We start from the raw sequence: 18,576 nt of genomic DNA, 5'->3' as shown, positions 1-18,576 counted from the left end.
CAGCTCAGGAGATCCCGAGCTCCTTGTCGATGAAGTCGAAGATCTCGTCCGACGTCGCCGACTGAATCTTGTCCGAAACCGCCTTCTTGCCCGAGGTGGGCGATTCCTGTTCCGCCTCTCCCCACTTCAGAAGGAGCGTTTGCAGGCGCGTGGTGATCCTCGGCCGGTCCACGTCGTCGGCGGAGATCGTGGCCATCGCCGCTTCGATCCGGTCCAGCTCGCCGAGGATCGGTGCGGCCGCCGAGACCCCGTCCCGCACGACGTCGGTCCGCAGCCGTCGGGCGAGCGCCACGGGCGTCGGGTGGTCGAAGACGATCGTCGCGGGCAGGCGCAGGCCCGTCGCCGCGTCGAGCCGGTTGCGCAGCTCGACGGCGGTCAGCGAGTCGAAGCCGAGTTCGCGGAAGGCCCGCTGGGACTCGACCGACTCCACCGACGGGAAGCCCAGCACCATCGCCACCTGCGTGGTGACCAGTTCGAGCAGGGCTCGTTCCTGCTCCGCCTCGGACATTCCGGCGAGCCGCTCGCGCAGCTCCGAGCCACCGGTCTCGAACTGCGTGGCGGCGCCGCCACTGGTCGCGGCCTCCAGGATCCGCCGCGCCTCGGGCACCTCGTCCAGCAGCCGGCTGGCCCGTACGGCGGTGTAGGAGGGGACGAATCGCTCCCAGTCGAGGTCGGCGATGGCCAGGTGGGTCTCCTGGAGGTCGAGGGCCTGCTGGAGGGCCTTGACCGCCAGCTCCGGGGTCATCGCGGCCATGCCGCCGCGCCGCAGCCGCTCCTCCAGGGCCCCGTCGACCGCCATGCCGCCCTCGGCCCACGGGCCCCAGGCCACCGAGGTGGCCGCCAGGCCCTGGGCGCGACGCTGCTGCGCCAGGGCGTCGAGGTAGGCGTTGGCCGCCGCGTAACTGCCCTGCCCGGCGCCGCCGATGGCTCCGGCGAGCGAGGAGAACAGCACGAACGCGGAGAGGTCGAGGCCCTCGGTCAGCTCGTGCAGATTGCGGGCTCCCGCCACCTTGGGACGCAGCACGCCCGCGACCCGCTCCACCGACATCGCGTCCAGGACACCGTCGTCCAGGACACCCGCCGCGTGCACGACGGCGCTCAGCGGGTACCGCTCCGGGATGGCGGCCAGTACGGCGGCCAGCGCCTCGCGGTCGGCGGTGTCACAGGCCGCGATGGTCACCTGCGCGCCCAACGCGGTGAGCTCGTCGCGCAGTTCGGCCGCACCGTCGGCCTCCAGGCCACGGCGGCTGGTCAGCACCAGGTGCTCGGCGCCGGCGCCCGCCAGCCACCGGGCCACCTGGCTGCCCACTCCCCCGGTGCCGCCGGTCACCAGCACCGAGCCGCGCGCGCTCCACGGCCGGGCCGTGGTCCGCGGCGCGGTGGCCCGCACCAGGCGCCGGGTGAACACACCGGACGTGCGCACCGCCACCTGGTCCTCGAACTCGCCCGCGCCGCCGCCCAGCACACCGGACAGCCGGGCCGCGGCCCGCTCGTCGAACGTCTCCGGGAGGTCGACCAGACCGCCCCAGAGCCGGGGGTGTTCCAGGCCGGCGACCCGGCCGAGGCCCCACATCTGCGCCTGGACGGCGCTGCGCAGGGTGTCGGATCCGGTCACCGACACGGCGCCTCGTGTGGCCACCCAGAGCGGGGCCTCGACGCCGGCGTCCACGAGTGCCTGGAGCGCGACGAGGTTGAGCGCGAGCCCGCTCGGCACCACGGTGTGCCCGGCGCAGGGGGCCTCGTCCAGGGCCAGCAGGGAGAGCACCCCGCCGACGGCCCCGTCCGACGCGGCCCCGGCCGCCGTGCGCAGCCGCTCGGCGACCGCCTCGCGGTCGATGTCCGCCGCGCCGTCGAGCTCGATCCGCGCCACTTCCGCGCCCTGCCGCTCCAGCATGGCCACCGCGGAGGTGACCAGCTCGTCGTCGGCGTAGGAGGCCGGAACCATGACCATCCAGGTCCCGGTCAGCGCCCGCTCCGAGAGCTCGGACACCGGGGTCCAGGCGATCTCGTAGCGCCAGCCGTCCACCGTGGACCGCTCGCGGTGGCCCTTGCGGTAGGACGACAGGGCGGGCAGCACCTCGGTCAGCGTGGCGTCTCCGTCCACGTGCAGCGCGGTGGTCAGCGCCTCCAGGTCCGCACGCTCGACCGCGTCCCAGAACCGGGCGTCACCTTCGTCCGCGGCGGCGGGGGCTGCGGAGGCGTCGCTCTCGGGGGCGTCCAGCCAGTAGCGCTGCCGCTGGAACGCGTACGTCGGTAGTTCGACCCGCCGGACGTCCTCGCCCGCGAACAGTGCCTCCCAGTCCACGGTGGTGCCGTGGACGTGGAGTTCGGCCAGGGCCGTCGTCAGCGCCTGGACCTCCGGGCGGTCCTTGCGCAGCGCGGGCACGACGACGGGGGCCGAAGTCTCCTCCACCGTCAGGCACTCGCGTGCCATCGCCGAGAGCACCCCGTCGGGGCCCACCTCGAAGAACCTGGTCGCTCCCGCGTTCTCCAGGGAGCGCATCCCGTCCGCGAAGCGCACCGCCTCGCGGACGTGGCGCACCCAGTACTCCGGCGAGCACACCTCGTCGGCGCCCGCCGACTTGCCCGTCACATTGGACACCAGGGCGATGGCCGGCGGGGCGAACGAGAGCCCCTCGACGACCTTGCGGAAGTCGTCCAGCATCGCGTCCATGCGGGGCGAGTGGAAGGCGTGGCTGACCCGCAGCCGGCGGGTCTTGCGGCCCTGCTCCGCCCACTGCCCGGCGATCTCCAGCGCGGCGGCCTCGTCACCGGCGATGACCACGGAGGAGTGGCTGTTGACCGCGGCGATGCTCACCTCGGCCTCACGACCGGTCAGCGACGGCGCGATCTCCTCCTCCGACGCCTCGATGGCGACCATCGCGCCGCCCTCGGGCAGCGCCTGCATCAGCCGGCCACGGGCGGCCACCAGGGCGCACGCGTCCTCCAGCGAGAACACCCCGGCCACATGGGCGGCGGCGATCTCACCGATGGAGTGGCCGATCACCACATCCGGTGCCACACCCCACGCGGACAGCAGCCGGAACAGCGCCACCTCGACCGCGAACAGCGCGGGCTGGGTGAACGCCGTCTGATCCAGCAACTCGGCGTCCGCACTGCCCTCCGCCGCGAACACCACGTCCTTGAGCGGGCGGTCCAGGGTCACGTCCAGGTGTGCGCACACCTCGTCCAGCGCCTGGGCGAACACCGGGAAGGCGTCGTACAACTCCCGCCCCATGCCGAGGCGCTGGGCGCCCTGGCCGGAGAACAGGAACGCGGTGATCCCGGTGGGAGTGGCGACCGCGCGCACGACCCCGGGGGCCTCCTCGCCGGTGGCGACGGCCTCGAGCCCGCGCAGCAGCTCCGCGCGGTCCGCGCCCGTCAGCACGGCACGGTGTTCGAACACCGACCGGGTGGCGACCAGGGAGTAGCCGACGTCCTTCAGGCTCAGCTCCGGCTGTGCGGTCAGCTGGGCCCGCAGCCGCCGTGCCTGGGCGCGCAGCCCGTCCGCGCTCCGGGCGGACAGCGTCCAGGGAGCGGCGCCACGGTCGTCGGGATCCGTGACCTCGGCCGGGCGCGGGTCCCGGTCGTCCGACGGGGCCTGCTCGATGATGGTGTGCGCGTTGGTGCCGCTGACGCCGAACGCGGAGACACCCGCCCGGCGCGGCTGACCCGTCTCCGGCCACGCGGTGGCCTCGGTCAGCAGCCGCACCTCGCCCGCCGACCAGTCCACCTGCGGCGACGGCTCGTCCACGTGCAGCATCTTCGGCAGTACGCCGTGCCGCATCGCCATGACCATCTTGATGACGCCGGCGAGTCCGGACGCGGCCTGGGTGTGCCCGATGTTCGACTTCAGCGCGCCCAGCCACAGCGGGCGGCCCTCCGGCCGCTCCTTGCCGTAGGTGGCCAGCAGCGCCTGCGCCTCGATCGGGTCACCGAGCGAGGTGCCCGTGCCGTGTGCCTCCACCGCGTCCACCTCGGCGGCCGACACCCCGGCGCTGGCCAGCGCCTGGCGGATCACCCGCTGCTGCGAGGGGCCGTTGGGGGCCGTCAGCCCGTTGGACGCACCGTCCTGGTTGACGGCGGAGCCGCGCACGATGCCCAGCACCTGGTGGCCGTTGCGCCGGGCGTCCGACAGCCGCTCCACCAGCAGCACATCGGCGCCCTCGCTCCAGCCGGTACCGTCCGCCGCGGCCGAGAACGGCTTGCAGCGGCCGTCGGGCGCGAGTCCGCCCTGCCGGCTGAACTCGACGAACGCCATCGGCGTGGCCATCACCGCCACACCGCCGACCAGCGCCATGGAGCATTCGCCCTGACGCAGTGACTGGCAGGCCAGGTGGAGGGCCACCAGCGACGAGGAGCAGGCCGTGTCCACCGTGACGGCGGGGCCTTCCAGGCCGTAGGTGTAGGCGAGACGGCCGGAGACGACGCTGCCCGCGTTGCCGGTCAGCAGATGGCCCTCGACGTCCTCGGGGACGGTCTCCAGGTTGGTGCCGTATCCGGAGCCCGAGAAGCCCACGAAGACACCGATCTGGCTGCCCCGCACCGACGCGGGGTTGATGCCCGCCCGCTCGAACGCCTCCCACGAGGTCTCCAGCAGCAGCCGCTGCTGGGGGTCGGTGGCCAGGGCCTCACGGGGCGAGATCCCGAAGAAGCCGGGGTCGAACTCGCCCGCGTCGTAGAGGAATCCGCCCTCACGGGCGTAGAACGTGCCCGGCCGGTCCGGGTCCGGGTCGTACATGCCGGACAGGTCCCAGCCGCGGTCCGACGGGAAGGACGAGATGGCGTCGCCGCCACCGTCGACCAGCTGCCACAGGTCCTCCGGGCTCCGCACCCCGCCGGGGAAGCGGCAGCTCATGGAGACGATCGCGATGGGGTCGTCGTCCGCGCCGGGCCCGGCCACGGCCCCGGACCCGGTGGCGAGCTCCGTGGACGAGGCGCCCAGCACCTCGGTGCGCAGATGCGCCGCGAGGGTGCCGGCGCTGGGGTAGTCGAAGACCAGTGTGGCGGGCAGGCTGAGACCGGTCTCGGCGGCCAGCCGGTTGCGCAGGTCGACCGCGGTCAGCGAGTCGAAGCCCAGATCGCGGAAGGCCCGGTTCGGCTCCACCATCTCCGCGGAGGCGTAACCGAGCACGGCAGCGGCGTGCTTGCGCACCAGATCGAGCAGCGCCCGGTCCCGCTCGCCCTCGGTGAGGGGCTTCAGCCGCTCGCGCAGCTGCGCCCCGGCGGCGTCGGCGTTCTCGCCACCGTCGCCCTTCGTCTCCAGCGCCCGGACCTCGTCGAGGTCGCTCAGCAACGGGCTGGGGCGGACCGCGGTGAACGAGGGGGCGAACCGCTCCCAGTCCACGTCCACGACCGTCACCACCCCGTCGTCACCGGCCACCGCGCGCTCCAGAGCGGCGATCGCCAACTCGGGTGCCATCGCGGGCAGTCCGCGCCGCGCCAGCTGCTCCCCCGCGTCGTCCCGGGTGGCCATGCCGCCCTCGGCCCACGGGCCCCAGGAGACGGCGGTGCCCGCGAGACCCCGCGCCCGGCGCTGCTCCACGAGCGCGTCCAGGAACGCGTTGCCGGAGCCGTAGACGCCCTGGCTGCCGCCGCCCCACACACCCGAGATGGACGAGAAGACCACGAACGCGTCGAGCTCACGGTCGCCGAGCAGCTCGTCCAGGTTGACGGCGCCCGCGACCTTGCCCGACACCACCCTGGCCGCGTCCGCGAGCTCGGTCTCCAGCAGGGAGGCCGCGATCGTGACACCCGCCGCGTGCACCACTCCGGTGAGCGGCTGGTGCTCCGGTACGGCGTCCAGGACGGCGGCGAGCGCGTCGCGGTCCGCCGCGTCGCACGCGGCCACCGTCACCTCGGCGCCCATGCCCTCCAGCTCCGCCTTCAACTCGGCGGCGCCTTCGGCCTCGAGACCGCGGCGGCTGGTCAGCACCAGGTGCTCGGCACCGCTCCGGACCAGCCAGCGGGCCACCTGGCCGCCGAGCCCGCCGGTGCCACCGGTGACCAGCACCGTGCCGCGCGCCCGCCACGAGGTCTCCTCGCCGACGGCCGGGGCGGACCGCGCCAGACGGCGTACGAAGACACCGGAGCCGCGCACCGCGACCTGGTCCTCGCCGCCCTCGACGGACAGCACACCGGCCAGCCGCGCCGCGCCGCGCCGGTCCAGCGACTCGGGCAGATCGACCAGACCGCCCCACAGCGGCGGCAGCTCAAGACCGGCCACCCGGCCCAGCGCCCAGACCATCGCCTGGGTCGGGCTGGTGAGCCGGTCCGAACGGCCCACCGACACGGCGCCGCGCGTACCGCACCACAACCGGGCCGGAATGTCGGCCAGCACCATCGCCCGCACCAGCACCAGGGTCAGCGCATAGCCGCCCGCCAGCGCCGGGTGGCCCGGGCAGGGCTCCTCGTCCAGGGCGAGCAGCGACAGCACGCCGCCCAGCTCGGGCGTCTCGGCGGCCAGCTCTCGCAGCCGCTCCGCCAGCACGTCCGCGTCCAGGTCCCGCTCGTCCACCACGACCGAGACCACACCCGCGCCGTGCCGCTCGAGCCCGGTGACAACGTCCGAGACGAGTTCGTCCCCGGCACGGGACGCCGGAACGACCACCAGCCACGTCCCCGACAGCGAGCCGTCGGCGACGTCGGAGAGCGGCTTCCACGACACTCGGTAGCGCCAGCCGTCGATCGTGGACTGGTCGCGGTTGTTGCGGTGGTACGCCGACAGGGCGGGCAGCACCGCGCTCAGCGGCGCCTCGCTGTCGACCGCCAGCGCTCCGGCCAGCGACTCCAGGTCCTGGCGCTCCACCACGTCCCAGAACCGCGCGTCGACGGAGCCGATGGCGTCGGCGGCGCCTCCGCTGGGCGGCAGGCCGAAGCCGTCGAGCCAGTAGCGGTCGCGCTGGAAGGCGTAGGTCGGCAGCTCGACCTTGCTGCCGCCACGGCCCTCCAGCGTGGTCATCCACTCGACCTTGGTGCCGCGCGCGAACACCTCGGCGGCGGAGGTCAGGAACCGCTCCAGACCGCCCTCGTCGCGCCGCAGCGTGCCGACGACGACGGCCTGCGCCTCGGCGGCTTCAACCGTCTGCTGAACGGGCAGGGTAAGAACGGGGTGGGGGCTCACCTCGATGAATGTGGCGTGGCCGGAGCCGAGGAGGGTACGAGTGGTGGCCTCCAGCTCGACCGTCTGCCGGAGGTTCCGGTACCAGTACTCGGCATCCAGACCGGCGGTCTCCACCAGCTCACCGGACACCGTGGAGTAGAACGGCACCTCCGGCGTACGGGGCGTGATGTCCGCCAGGACCTTCAGCAGCTCCTCGCGGATGGCCTCCACGTGCGCGGAGTGCGAGGCGTAGTCCACCGGAACCCGGCGAACACGGATCTCCTCACCCTCCAGCCGCGCGACCATCTCGTCCAGCGCCTTCGGGTCGCCGGACACCACCACGGAGCCGGGGCCGTTGACCGCGGCGACCGAGATCGCGCCGTCCCAGGCGGCGATGCGCTCCTTGGCCTGGTCCGCCGACAGTCCGACGGACACCATGCCACCACGGCCCGCGAGACCGGCGGCGATGGCCTGCGAGCGCAGCGCCACCACCTTCGCCGCGTCCTGGAGCGAGAGCGCGCCCGCGACACACGCCGCGGCGATCTCGCCCTGGCTGTGGCCCATCACGGCATCGGGCCGGACGCCCACCGAGCGCCACAGCCTCGCCAGCGACACCATCACCGCGAACAGCACCGGCTGGACCACATCCACCCGGTCGAAGCCCGGAGCGCCGTCAACGCCACGCAGCACCTCGGTGAGCGACCAGTCCACGTACGCCGACAGGGCCGTCTCACACTCGCCGATCGCCTCGGCGAACACCGGCGAGGACTCCAGCAAGTCCACCGCCATGCCCATCCACTGGGCCCCCTGGCCGGGGAACACGAACACCGAACGGCCACGCACATCCGCCACGCCACGCGTCACGCCCGAGGCAACCTCGTCCCCGGCCAACGCGCCCAGCCGCTCCAGGAGCTCCTCGCGGTCGGCTCCCGTCACCACCCCGCGGTGCTCGAACACGGACCGGGTCGCCACCAGCGAGTACGCCACATCGGCGGCGCTCAGCTCCGGACGCTCGGCCAGGAAGTTCCGCAGCGTGCCCGCCTGTGCGCGCAGGCCGGCCGCGCTGCGGCCGGACACCACCCAGGCCACCGGACCCTCGGTGACCTCGGTCTCGGCCTCCTCGACCGGCTCGGGCTCGGGGGCCTGCTCCAGGATCGCGTGGGCGTTGGTGCCGCTGATGCCGAACGAGGACACACCGGCCCGCCGGGGCTGCTCGCTCTCGGGCCAGGGGGTCGACTCGTTGAGCAGCCGGATGTCCCCCTCCGACCAGTCCACCTGGGATGACGGCTCGTCCGCGTGGAGCGTCTTGGGCAGCACGCCGTTCCGCATGGCCATCACCATCTTGATGACCCCACCGACACCGGCGGCGGCCTGGGAGTGGCCGATGTTGGACTTCAGCGAGCCCAGCCACAGCGGCTTGTCCTCCGGCCGCTCCTTGCCGTAGGTGGCGAGCAGCGCCTGCGCCTCGATCGGGTCGCCCAGTGACGTACCCGTGCCGTGCGCCTCCACCGCGTCCACATCGGCCGGGGTCAGGCCGGCGTTCTTGAGCGCCTGGCGGATCACCCGGCGCTGCGAGGGCCCGTTGGGGGCCGTCAGACCGTTGGACGCGCCGTCCTGGTTGATCGCCGAACCACGGACGACGGCCAGCACCGGGTGGCCGTTGCGCCGGGCGTCGGAGAGCCGCTCCAGGAGGAGCAGGCCCACGCCCTCCGCCCAGCCGGTGCCGTCGGCACCCGCGCCGAACGCCTTGCAGCGGCCGTCGGGAGCGAGGCCGCCCTGCCGGCTGAACTCCACGAACATGCTGGGGGTGAACATGACGGCGACACCGCCCGCGAGGGCCAGCGAGCACTCCTCCTGACGGAGCGCCTGGCAGGCCCAGTGCAGCGCGACCAGCGACGACGAGCACGCGGTGTCCACCGTCACGGCGGGCCCCTCCAGGCCCAGGGTGTAGGCCACCCGCCCGGAGACCACGGAGGTGGCGTTGCCCGCGAGCAGCAGCCCCTCCACGCCTTCGGGCATCTCGCTCACCCCGGCGCCGTAGCCGGAGGGCGAGGCGCCGACGAACACACCGGCCTGGCTGCCCCGCACCGACGCCGGGTCGATTCCGGCGCGCTCGAACGCCTCCCAGGCGGTCTCCAGCAGCAGCCGCTGCTGGGGATCGGTGGCGAGCGCCTCCCGCGGGCTCATGGAGAAGAAGCCGGGGTCGAAGTCGCCGGGCGCGTCCAGGAATCCGCCCTCACGGACGGAGAAGGTGCCGGACCGGTCCGAGTCCGGGTCGAAGAAGCCATCCACGTCCCAGCCCCGGTCGGGTGGGAACTCGGTGATGGCGTCGCCGCCCTCGGCGACGAGCCGCCACAGGTCCTCCGGAGTCCGCACACCCCCCGGGTACCGGCAGCTCATCGCCACGATGGCGATGGGCTCCCGGTCCCGCTCCTCCACCTGTCGAAGTCGCCGCCGGGCCTGACGCAGGTCAGCAGTCACCTTCTTGAGGTAGTCAAGGAGTTTTTCGTCTTCCGCCACTATCCCCAGCCCCTTGAAACACTCTGTGAGTTCCAGCTCACCACGTCAGGACATTCCGAATTCGTCGTCGATGAGTTTGAAGATCTCGTCGGCGGTGGCCGATTCGATCTCGCTGTCGTCGTCCATGTCGTCGTCCGGCGCCGTAGCGGTGCCGGACACCTGCCCGGTGCCGCCCGCGGACCACTTGGCCACCAGGCCCTGGAGCCGCGCCATGATCTGGGCGTGCGTCTCGGTGTCGGAGTCGAGCGCCGACAGGGTGGATTCCAGCCGGTCGAGCTCTCCGAAGACGGGCTCGGTCGCGGGCCCGTCCGCGGGGGTGACCTCTTCCCGCAGGAATCGTCCGAGCGACGCCGGGGTCGGGTAGTCGAACACCAGGGTCGCCGGCAGCCGCGTTCCGGTGATCGCGTTGAGCCGGTTGCGCAGCTCGACGGCCGACAGGGAGTCGAAGCCCAGGTCCTTGAAGGCGTGTCCGGGTTCGATCGCCTGTCCCGACGCGTAGCCGAGTACGACGGCCACCTGGTCGCACACCAGGTCCACCAGGATGCGCTCGCGCTCCGCCTCGGACTTCCCGGCCAGGTGCTGCTTGAGCGCGGCGGCCGGGTCGGCCGTGGTGCTCGCGGCGCCCGACTCGGCGGTCCTGCGGGCGGGTGCCCGCACCAGGCCGCGCAGCAGCGCGGGTACCGGCTCGCCCACCGACGCCATGTCCATCGTCATGGGCACCAGGACGGCCCCGTCGAGGTCGCGGGTCGCGTCGAACAGCGCGAGCCCGGCCTCGGGGGTGAGGGCGACCATGCCGGTCCTGGTCATGCGGGTGACGTCGGCGTCGGCCAGCTCGGTGGTCATACCGCCGTCCTGTGTCCACGGACCCCAGACGAGCGAGGCCGCGGGGAGCCCCTCGGCCCTGCGGTGCTGGGCGAGGGCGTCCATGAACGCGTTGCCCGCCGCGTAGTTGGCCTGGCCGGCGCCGCCGAAGGTACCGGAGACGGAGGAGAACAGGATGAAGGCGGAGAGGTCGAGATCGCGGGTGAGCTCGTGGAGGTGCAGCGCGGCGTCCACCTTCGGACGCAGCACCTTGTCCACCCGCTCCGGCGTCAGCGACTCCACCACACCGTCATCCAGCACACCCGCCGCATGCACCACGGCCGACAGCGGACGCTCCGAACCAATCCCCGCCAGCAGGCCCTCCACCGCGGCACGATCGGCGACATCACACGCCACCGCCTCCGCCTCGGCACCAAGCCCCGCCAACTCCGCCACCAACTCCGCCGCACCCGGCGCCTCCGCACCACGACGACTCGTCAGCACCAACCGCTCAACCCCGTGCTCCACCACCAAGTGACGGGCCAGCAGAGCACCCAGACCACCCGTACCACCGGTGATCAGCACCGTGCCGGGGCCGTCCAGCGTCCTCGGCATGGTCAGCGCCACCTTGCCGGTGTGGCGGGCCTGGCTGATGAACCGGAAGGCGTCGGGCGCCCTGCGGACATCCCAGGTGCGCACCGGCAGCGGCCGCAGCACCCCGCGCTCGAACAGCGAGATCAGGTCGTTCCACATCTCGTGGATGCGGTCGGGGCCCGCCTCGATGAGGTCGAACGCCTGGTAGGAGACGCCGCTGTACTCGGCGGCCACCTCCTCCGGGTTCCTGATGTCGGTCTTGCCCATCTCGAGGAACCAGCCACCGCGCGGCAGCAGTCGCAGACCCGCGTCCACGAACTCCCGCGCCAGCGAGTCGAGCACCACGTCCATGCCGCGCCCGCCGGTCACATCGAGGAAGCGCTTCTCGAAGTCCAGCGTCCGCGACGACGCGATGTGGTCGTCGTCCAGACCCAGCGACCGCAGGGTGTCCCACTTGCCCTCGCTCGCCGTACCGAACACCTCGGCGCCGAAGTGCCGCGCCAGCTGGAGCGTGGCCATGCCCACACCACCGGCCGCCGAGTGCACCAGCACCGACTGGCCCTCCTTCAGGCCCGCCAGGTCCCGCATGGCGTAGTAGGCCGTCAGGAACACGATGGGGGTGGAGGCGGCCTGCTCGAACGTCCAGTCCCGCGGGACCCGGGCCACGACGCGCGAGTCGGTGATGGCGACCGGGCCGAACGACCCGCTGAAGATGCCCATCACCTTGTCGCCCGGCACGAGGTCCTTGACCGCGGAGCCGACCTCGGTCACCACACCGGCGCCTTCGCCACCGAGCGGCCCGGCCTCCCCGGGGTACATCCCCAGGGCGTTGAGCACATCGCGGAAGTTCAGGCCCGCGGCGCGCAGCGCCACCCTGATCTCGGTCGCGCCCAGCTCCTCCGTGGCGTCGGGGCAGGGCAGCAGCGCCAGGTTCTCCAAGGTCCCCTTGGCGTGCATGTCCAGCCGCCATTCGCGCACCCCGGCGGGCGGCAGCAGCGCGGTGCCCGAGGAGACCCGGGCCATGCGCTGGCCGAGCACCGTGCCCTCGCGGACCACGGCCTGCGGCTCGTCGGTGGCGAGCACCGACGGCAGCATCGCCTTGGACGCCTCGTCCTCGTCCAGGTCGACCAGGACGAAGCAGTTCGGGTTCTCCGACTGCGCGGACCGCACCATGCCCCACAGGGGTGCGTGGATCAGGTCCGGGGTCTCGTCGCGCTCCTCGGGCGCCATGGCCCCCGAGGTCACGAAGACCAGCCGGGAGGAAGCGAACCTGCGGTCGCCGAGCCAGCCCTGGATCATGCCGAGCGTGTGGTGCGTCACCGCGTGGATGGCGCCCGCCGGCTCCAGGCCCCGCTGGGCCTTGCTCTTGCCCTTGGCCCCGCTCTTCGCCTTGCTCTTGGGCCTGCCCTGGGCCGCCTCGTCGTCGAGGCCCGGTGCGTAGGAGACCAGTACGGCCTCCGGGGCGGCGGCGCCACCGTCGATCGCGGCGCCCAGGGCGTCGAGATCGGCGTAGGTGGTCACCTCGGCCCCGGCGATCGCGCCGGCGGCCAGTCCGTAGTGGTCGGTGCCCACCACGGCCCAGCGCGCGGCCTCCGCCTCGGCCGCGGCGACGGCCGGTACGGGGGTCCAGTCCAGCGTGAACAGCGAGTCGCGGAACGCCGACGTCCTGGCCGTGTCGATGTGGTCCACCGACACCGGGCGCAGCACGAGGGATTCGATCGACGCCACCGGGCGGCCGGTTCCATCGGCCACCGCGAGGGCGATGGAGTCCGGTCCCAGCTGGGTGAGCCGCACCCGCAGCGTGGACGCGCCACCGGCGTGGAGCGACACCCCGCTCCAGGAGAACGGGAGCCGGGAGAGGCCGACGTCCTCCAGGGCGACGAAGGTCACCGCCTGCACGGCGGCGTCCAGCAGCGCCGGGTGGAGGCCGAAGTCGGCCGCGTCCGACGCGTGCTCCTCACCGAGCCCGACCTCGACGTAGACGTCGTCGCCGGAGCGCCAGGCGGCCCGCAGGCCCTGGAACACCGGGCCGTAGGCGAAGCCGGAGGCGGCGAAGCGCTCGTAGAAGTCGCTGATGTCCAGCGCCTCCGCGTCCGCCGGGGGCCACGCGGCCAGGTCGAACGACGGCTCGGGGCCGGTCGGGGCCAGCGCACCGGCCGCGTGCTGTGTCCACGGCTCGTCCGAGGACGCGTCGGCCGGGCGGGAGTACAGGCTGAGCGAGCGGTGGCCCGTCTCGTCCGTGTCACCCACCCAGAGCTGCACCTGGACCGGTTCGTTCTCCGGCAGGACCATCGGGGTGGCCAGGGTGACCTCCTCGACCCGGCCGCAGCCGACCTGGTCGGCGGCGCGGATGGCCAGTTCGAGGAATCCGGTCCCGGGGAACAGGGCCGCGCCCGCGATCGCGTGGTCGGCCAGCCACGGCTGGCTCTGCACCGACAGCCTGCTGGTGAACAGGAATCCGTCCCGGCCCGCGAGCTCCACTCCGGCACCCAGCAGCGGGTGGTTGGGAGAGCTGAGCCCGACGGAGGAGATGTCCCCGGTCATCGGGCCGCCGGCCTTCGGCCAGTAGCGCTGCCGCTGGAAGGCGTAGGTGGGCAGGTCCACCCGCCGGACGTCCAGCCCGGCGAACGCCGTCGACCAGTTCACGGTGGTGCCGTGGACGTGGAGTTCGGCCAGCGCCGTGGTCAGCGCCTGGGCCTCGGGGCGGTTCTTGCGCAGCGCGGGGACGAGGGTGAGAGCGTCTCCGGCCTCGTCGGCCGTCACGCAGTCCTGGGCCATCGCGGTGAGCACACCGTCGGGACCGACCTCGAGGAACGAGGTCACCCCGAGCTTCTCCAGGGCCCGTACGCCGTCGGCGAAGCGGACCGCCTCCCGTACGTGCCGCACCCAGTACTCGGGCGAGCACACCTCGGCCGCGCCCGCGGACGCGCCCGTGAGGTTGGAGACCAGCGAGATCGACGGTGCCTCGAAGGACAGACCGGAGACGACCTCGCGGAAGTCCTCCAGCATCGCGTCCATGCGGGGCGAGTGGAAGGCGTGGCTGACCCGCAGCCGGCGGGTCTTACGACCCTGCTCCGCCCAGTCCTCGGCGATCTCCAGCGCCGCGGCCTCATCGCCCGCGATGACCACGGCCGTGGGGCCGTTGACGGCGGCGATGCTCACCTCGGCCTCCCGCCCGGCGAGCGACGGCGCGATTTCCTCCTCGGACGCCTGCACCGCGACCATCGCGCCGCCTTCCGGCAGCGCCTGCATCAGCCGGCCACGCGCCGCGATGAGGGCGCACGCGTCCTCCAGCGAGAGCACCCCTGACACATGGGCCGCGGCCACCTCGCCCACCGAGTGGCCGATGAGCACGTCCGGGGTGACACCCCAGTGCTCCAGCAGCCGGAACAGCGCCACCTCGATGGCGAACAGGGCGGGCTGGGTGAACGCCGTCTGGTTCAGCAGCTCGGCGTCCGCAGTGCCCTCGGCGGCGAACATGACGTCCCGCAGTGGCCGGTCGAGCAGCACATCGAGGTACGCGCACACCTCGTCCAGAGCTTGGGCGAACACCGGGAAGCCGTCGTACAGCTCGCGGCCCATGCCCGGACGCTGCGCGCCCTGACCCGAGAAGAGGAACGCCGTCTTGCCGGCCGTGCCCACGGATCCCTGGATGACTCCGGGTGCCGTGCCACCGGAGGCGATGGCCTCCAGACCGCTCAGCAGCCCGTCCCGGTCGCCGCTCATGAGCACGGCGCGGTGGTCGAACACGGACCGGGTGGCCGCCAGCGAGTGGCCCACGTCGTTCAGGTCGAGCTCGGGGTGGGCCGCCACGTAGTCGTACAGGCTCCTGGCCTGGGCGCGCAGCGCCTCGGCGCCCTTGCCGGCGACCGTCCAGGGGAGCGTTTCCGAACCGGTCGAGGGAGTGTCGTCCGTACGGACCCGCTCCACCGCCTCCGGCTCCGGGGCCTGCTCGATGATGGTGTGGGCGTTGGTGCCGCTGATGCCGAACGAGGAGATGCCCGCCCGGCGCGGCTCGCCGTCCTCCGGCCACGCGGTCGGCGCGGTCAGCAGCCGGACCTGGCCCGCCGTCCAGTCCACGTGCGGCGTGGGCTCGTTGACGTGGAGCGTCCGCGGCAGCACGCCCTCGCGCATGGCCATCACCATCTTGATGACACCGGCCACACCGGCGGCCGCCTGTGTGTGTCCGATGTTGGACTTGATGGAGCCCAGCCACAGCGGCTGGTCCTCCGGCCGTCCCTGGCCGTAGGTGGCCAGCAGCGCCTGCGCCTCGATCGGGTCACCGAGCCTGGTGCCGGTGCCGTGCGCCTCCACCGCCTGCACCTGGTGGGCGGCGAGGTCGGCGCTGGCCAGCGCCTGGCGGATCACCCGCTGCTGCGACGGGCCGTTGGGCGCCGTCAGACCGTTGGACGCGCCGTCCTGGTTGACGGCGGAGCCGCGCACGATCGCCATCACCGGGTGGCCGTTGCGCCGCGCGTCGGACAGCCGCTCGAGCAGCAGCACACCGACGCCCTCGGCCCAGCCCGTTCCGTCGGCCGAGGCCGCGAACGCCTTGCACCGGCCGTCCGACGACAGCCCCTTCTGGCGGCTGAAGTCCACGAACGAGCCCGGGGTGGACATGATCGTGACACCGCCGGCCAGCGCCAGCGAGCACTCGCCCTGACGCAGCGACTGCACGGCCATGTGCAGCGCCACCAGCGACGAGGAGCACGCCGTGTCCACGGTGACCGCCGGTCCTTCGAGACCGAAGGTGTAGGAGACACGGCCCGAGACGACGCTGCCCGCGTTGCCGGTGCCGAGGTAGCCGTCGGGTCCGCCCGGGGCGGTCAGCAGCAGGCCGATGTAGTCCTGGCCGTTGCTTCCCGCGAAGACACCGGTCCGGCTCCCCTTGAGCGACGTGGGGTCGATGCCCGCCCGCTCGAACGCCTCCCAGGAGGTCTCCAGCAGCAGCCGCTGCTGGGGATCGATGGTCAGCGCCTCGCGCGGGGCGATCCCGAAGAAGGCCGGGTCGAACTCGTCGGCGTCATAGACGAAGCCACCGCCGCTCGCGTAGCTGGTGCCCGTGTTCTCAGGGTCCGGGTTGTAGAGGTCGTCCAGGTCCCAGCCACGGTTGGTCGGGTAGGCGCTGATCACGTCGCTGCCCTCGGAGACCAGTCGCCACAGGTCCTCCGGAGTGCGCACCCCGCCGGGGAAGCGGCAGCTCATCGACACGATCGCGATCGGGTCGTCGTCCACGACCGTGCCCGTCACCACCGGCAGGTCATCGGCCGGGGCGGGGGCGGTGCCCAGCACCTCGCCGAGGATGAACCGGGCGAGCACGGTGGGCGTCGGGTAGTCGAACGCCATCGTGACCGGCAGGTTCACACCGGCGGCCGCGCTGAGGCCGTTGCGCAGTTCCACGGCGGTCAGCGAGTCGAACCCGATGTCCCGGAAGGCCCGTTCGGGCTCCACCGCGTCGGCGCTCGGGTATCCGATCACCTCGGCGGCGTGGGACCTGACGAGGTCGAGCACCTCCGCCTCGCGTTCGACGGCCGACAGCCCTTCGAGGCGCACGGCCAGCCCGGTGAGCGCCGCGCCCAGCTCGGCCTCGGCCGCCTCCAGGGCCTCCCGCACCTCCGGCAGTTCGTTCAGCAGCGGACGCGGCCGGGCCGAGGCGAAGCCGGGCGCGTAGCGCTCCCAGTCCACATCGGCGACGGTGATGTCCACCTCGTCGTGGTCGAGCGCCTGCTGAAGGGCGTCGACGGCGAGTTCGGGCACCAGCGGCGGCATACCGCGCCGCTTCAGCTGGGCCGCTGTGGCGTCGTCCACCAGACCGCCGCCGCCCCAGGCGCCCCACGCCACCGAGGTGGCCGCCAGTCCCTGGGCCCGGCGCTGCTTCGCCAGGGCGTCGAGGAAGGCGTTCGCGGCGGCGTAGCTGCCCTGACCGGCACCACCGACGGTTCCGGCGTAGGAGGAGAAGAGGATGAACGCGGAGAGGTCCAGGTCCTGGGTGAGCTCGTGGAGGTTCACCACGGCGTCCACCTTGGGCCGGAAGACCCCCTGCGTCCTGGGGATGGTGAGGGTGTCGATGAGGCCGTCGTCCAGGACACCGGCCGCGTGCACCACCGCGGTCAGCGGGTACTCGGCGGGCAGCCCGTCGAGGAGCTCCCGCAGCGCGTCACGGTCGGCGGCGTCGCACGCCGCCACGGTGACCCGCGCGCCGAGCGCGGTCAGCTCGTCCCTCAACTCGGCCGCGCCGGGGGCCTCCAGGCCGCGACGGCTGGTCAGCACCAGGTGCTCGGCACCGCCACGGGCGAGCCAGCGGGCGAGACGGCCACCGAGCGCACCGGTACCACCGGTGATCAGGACGCTGCCGCGAGGCTCCCAGACGCGGGCCGGCCGGGCGTCGCCCAAGGGGGCCCGGACGAGCCGTCGGGCGAAGACACCGGAGGCGCGCACCGCCACCTGGTCCTCGTCACCGGAGCGCCCGATCAGGCCGACCAGGCGGTTCAGCGCCCGCTCGTCGAGCGCGTCCGGCGACTCGGGAAGGTCGACCAGACCGCCCCAGCGCTGTGCGTACTCCAGGCCGACCACTCGGCCCAGACCCCACACCAGGGACTGCTTGACGCTGTCGACCCGGTCGGAGCGGCCCACGGACACGGCTCCGGTGGTGGCGAGCCACAGCGGCACATCGATGTCGATGTCGCTCAGCGCCTGGACGAGGGCCACGGTGCCGGCGAAGCCGCGCGGAATGCCCGGGTGTTCGGCCAGCGCCTCCTCGTCCAGCGCGAGCAGGGAGAGCACTCCGTCGATCGCGAGCGTCCCCTCCTGCTCGTCCCCGTCCGCGGACGGCGCGCCGGGGGCGGCGGCCCGCAGGAGTCCGACCAGCGACGACCGCTCCGGCTCCGTCTCGTCCAGGTCGACCCGCACCATGCGGGCACCGTGGCGCTCCACGTCCCGCGCGATGCGCTCGGCCAGTGCGCGAGCGGCGTCGACCGGCGGGACGACGACCATCCACGTACCGGTGATCGGGGCGCCCTGCCCCTGCTCGGAGCCGGACGACGGCTGGTCGATGACGGGCTTCCAGTTGATCCGGTAGCGCCAGTTGTCGACCGTCGAGCGGTCACGCCTGCCCCGCCGGTACGACGACAGGGCGGGCAGCACCGCGCTCAGCGGCGCCTCCCCGTCCAGCTCCAGCGTCCGCGCCAGTCCTTCGAGGTCCTCGCGCTCGACGGCCTCCCAGAACTTGGCGTCCACCGCGTCGGCCTCGGACACGGGGCCGTTGCCGAGCCCGCCGTCCTCGGCCGCCTGCGGCCAGTACCGCTGCCGCTGGAAGGCGTACGTCGGCAGATCCACCTGGCGGGCGCCGTGCCCGGCGAACACCTTCCGCCAGTCGACGTCGGCCCCATGGACATGCAGCTCGGCGATCGAGGTCAGGAACCGCTCCAGGCCGCCCTCGTCACGGCGCAGCGTGCCGATGACGACGGCCTGGGCCTCGGCGGCCTCCACGGTCTGCTGAACGGGAAGGGTGAGCACCGGATGCGGGCTCACCTCGATGAACACACCGTGGCCGGTGTCGA

The 18,576-nt window shown here is 73.1% G+C and carries 2 protein-coding genes; both read right to left on the bottom strand.

Annotation, left to right across the window (positions count from 1 at the left end):
- Window positions 1–4: 4 nt before the first annotated feature.
- Entirely contained in the window at window positions 5–9,622 is a 9,618-nt protein-coding gene (locus ABD329_RS20925; protein ID WP_198274814.1) for a type I polyketide synthase, read from the bottom strand.
- 45 nt (window positions 9,623–9,667) lie between these two features.
- Window positions 9,668–18,576: SDR family NAD(P)-dependent oxidoreductase (locus ABD329_RS20920; RefSeq protein WP_344316742.1), on the bottom strand; the 8,909-nt coding region annotated here is incomplete at its 5' end.

It is taken from the genome of Streptomyces javensis, assembly GCF_039525925.1.
GTDB lineage: Bacteria > Actinomycetota > Actinomycetes > Streptomycetales > Streptomycetaceae > Streptomyces > Streptomyces asiaticus.
Note: the sequence above shows the minus strand (reverse complement) of the source record. Positions and strands in the feature narration are given on the sequence as shown.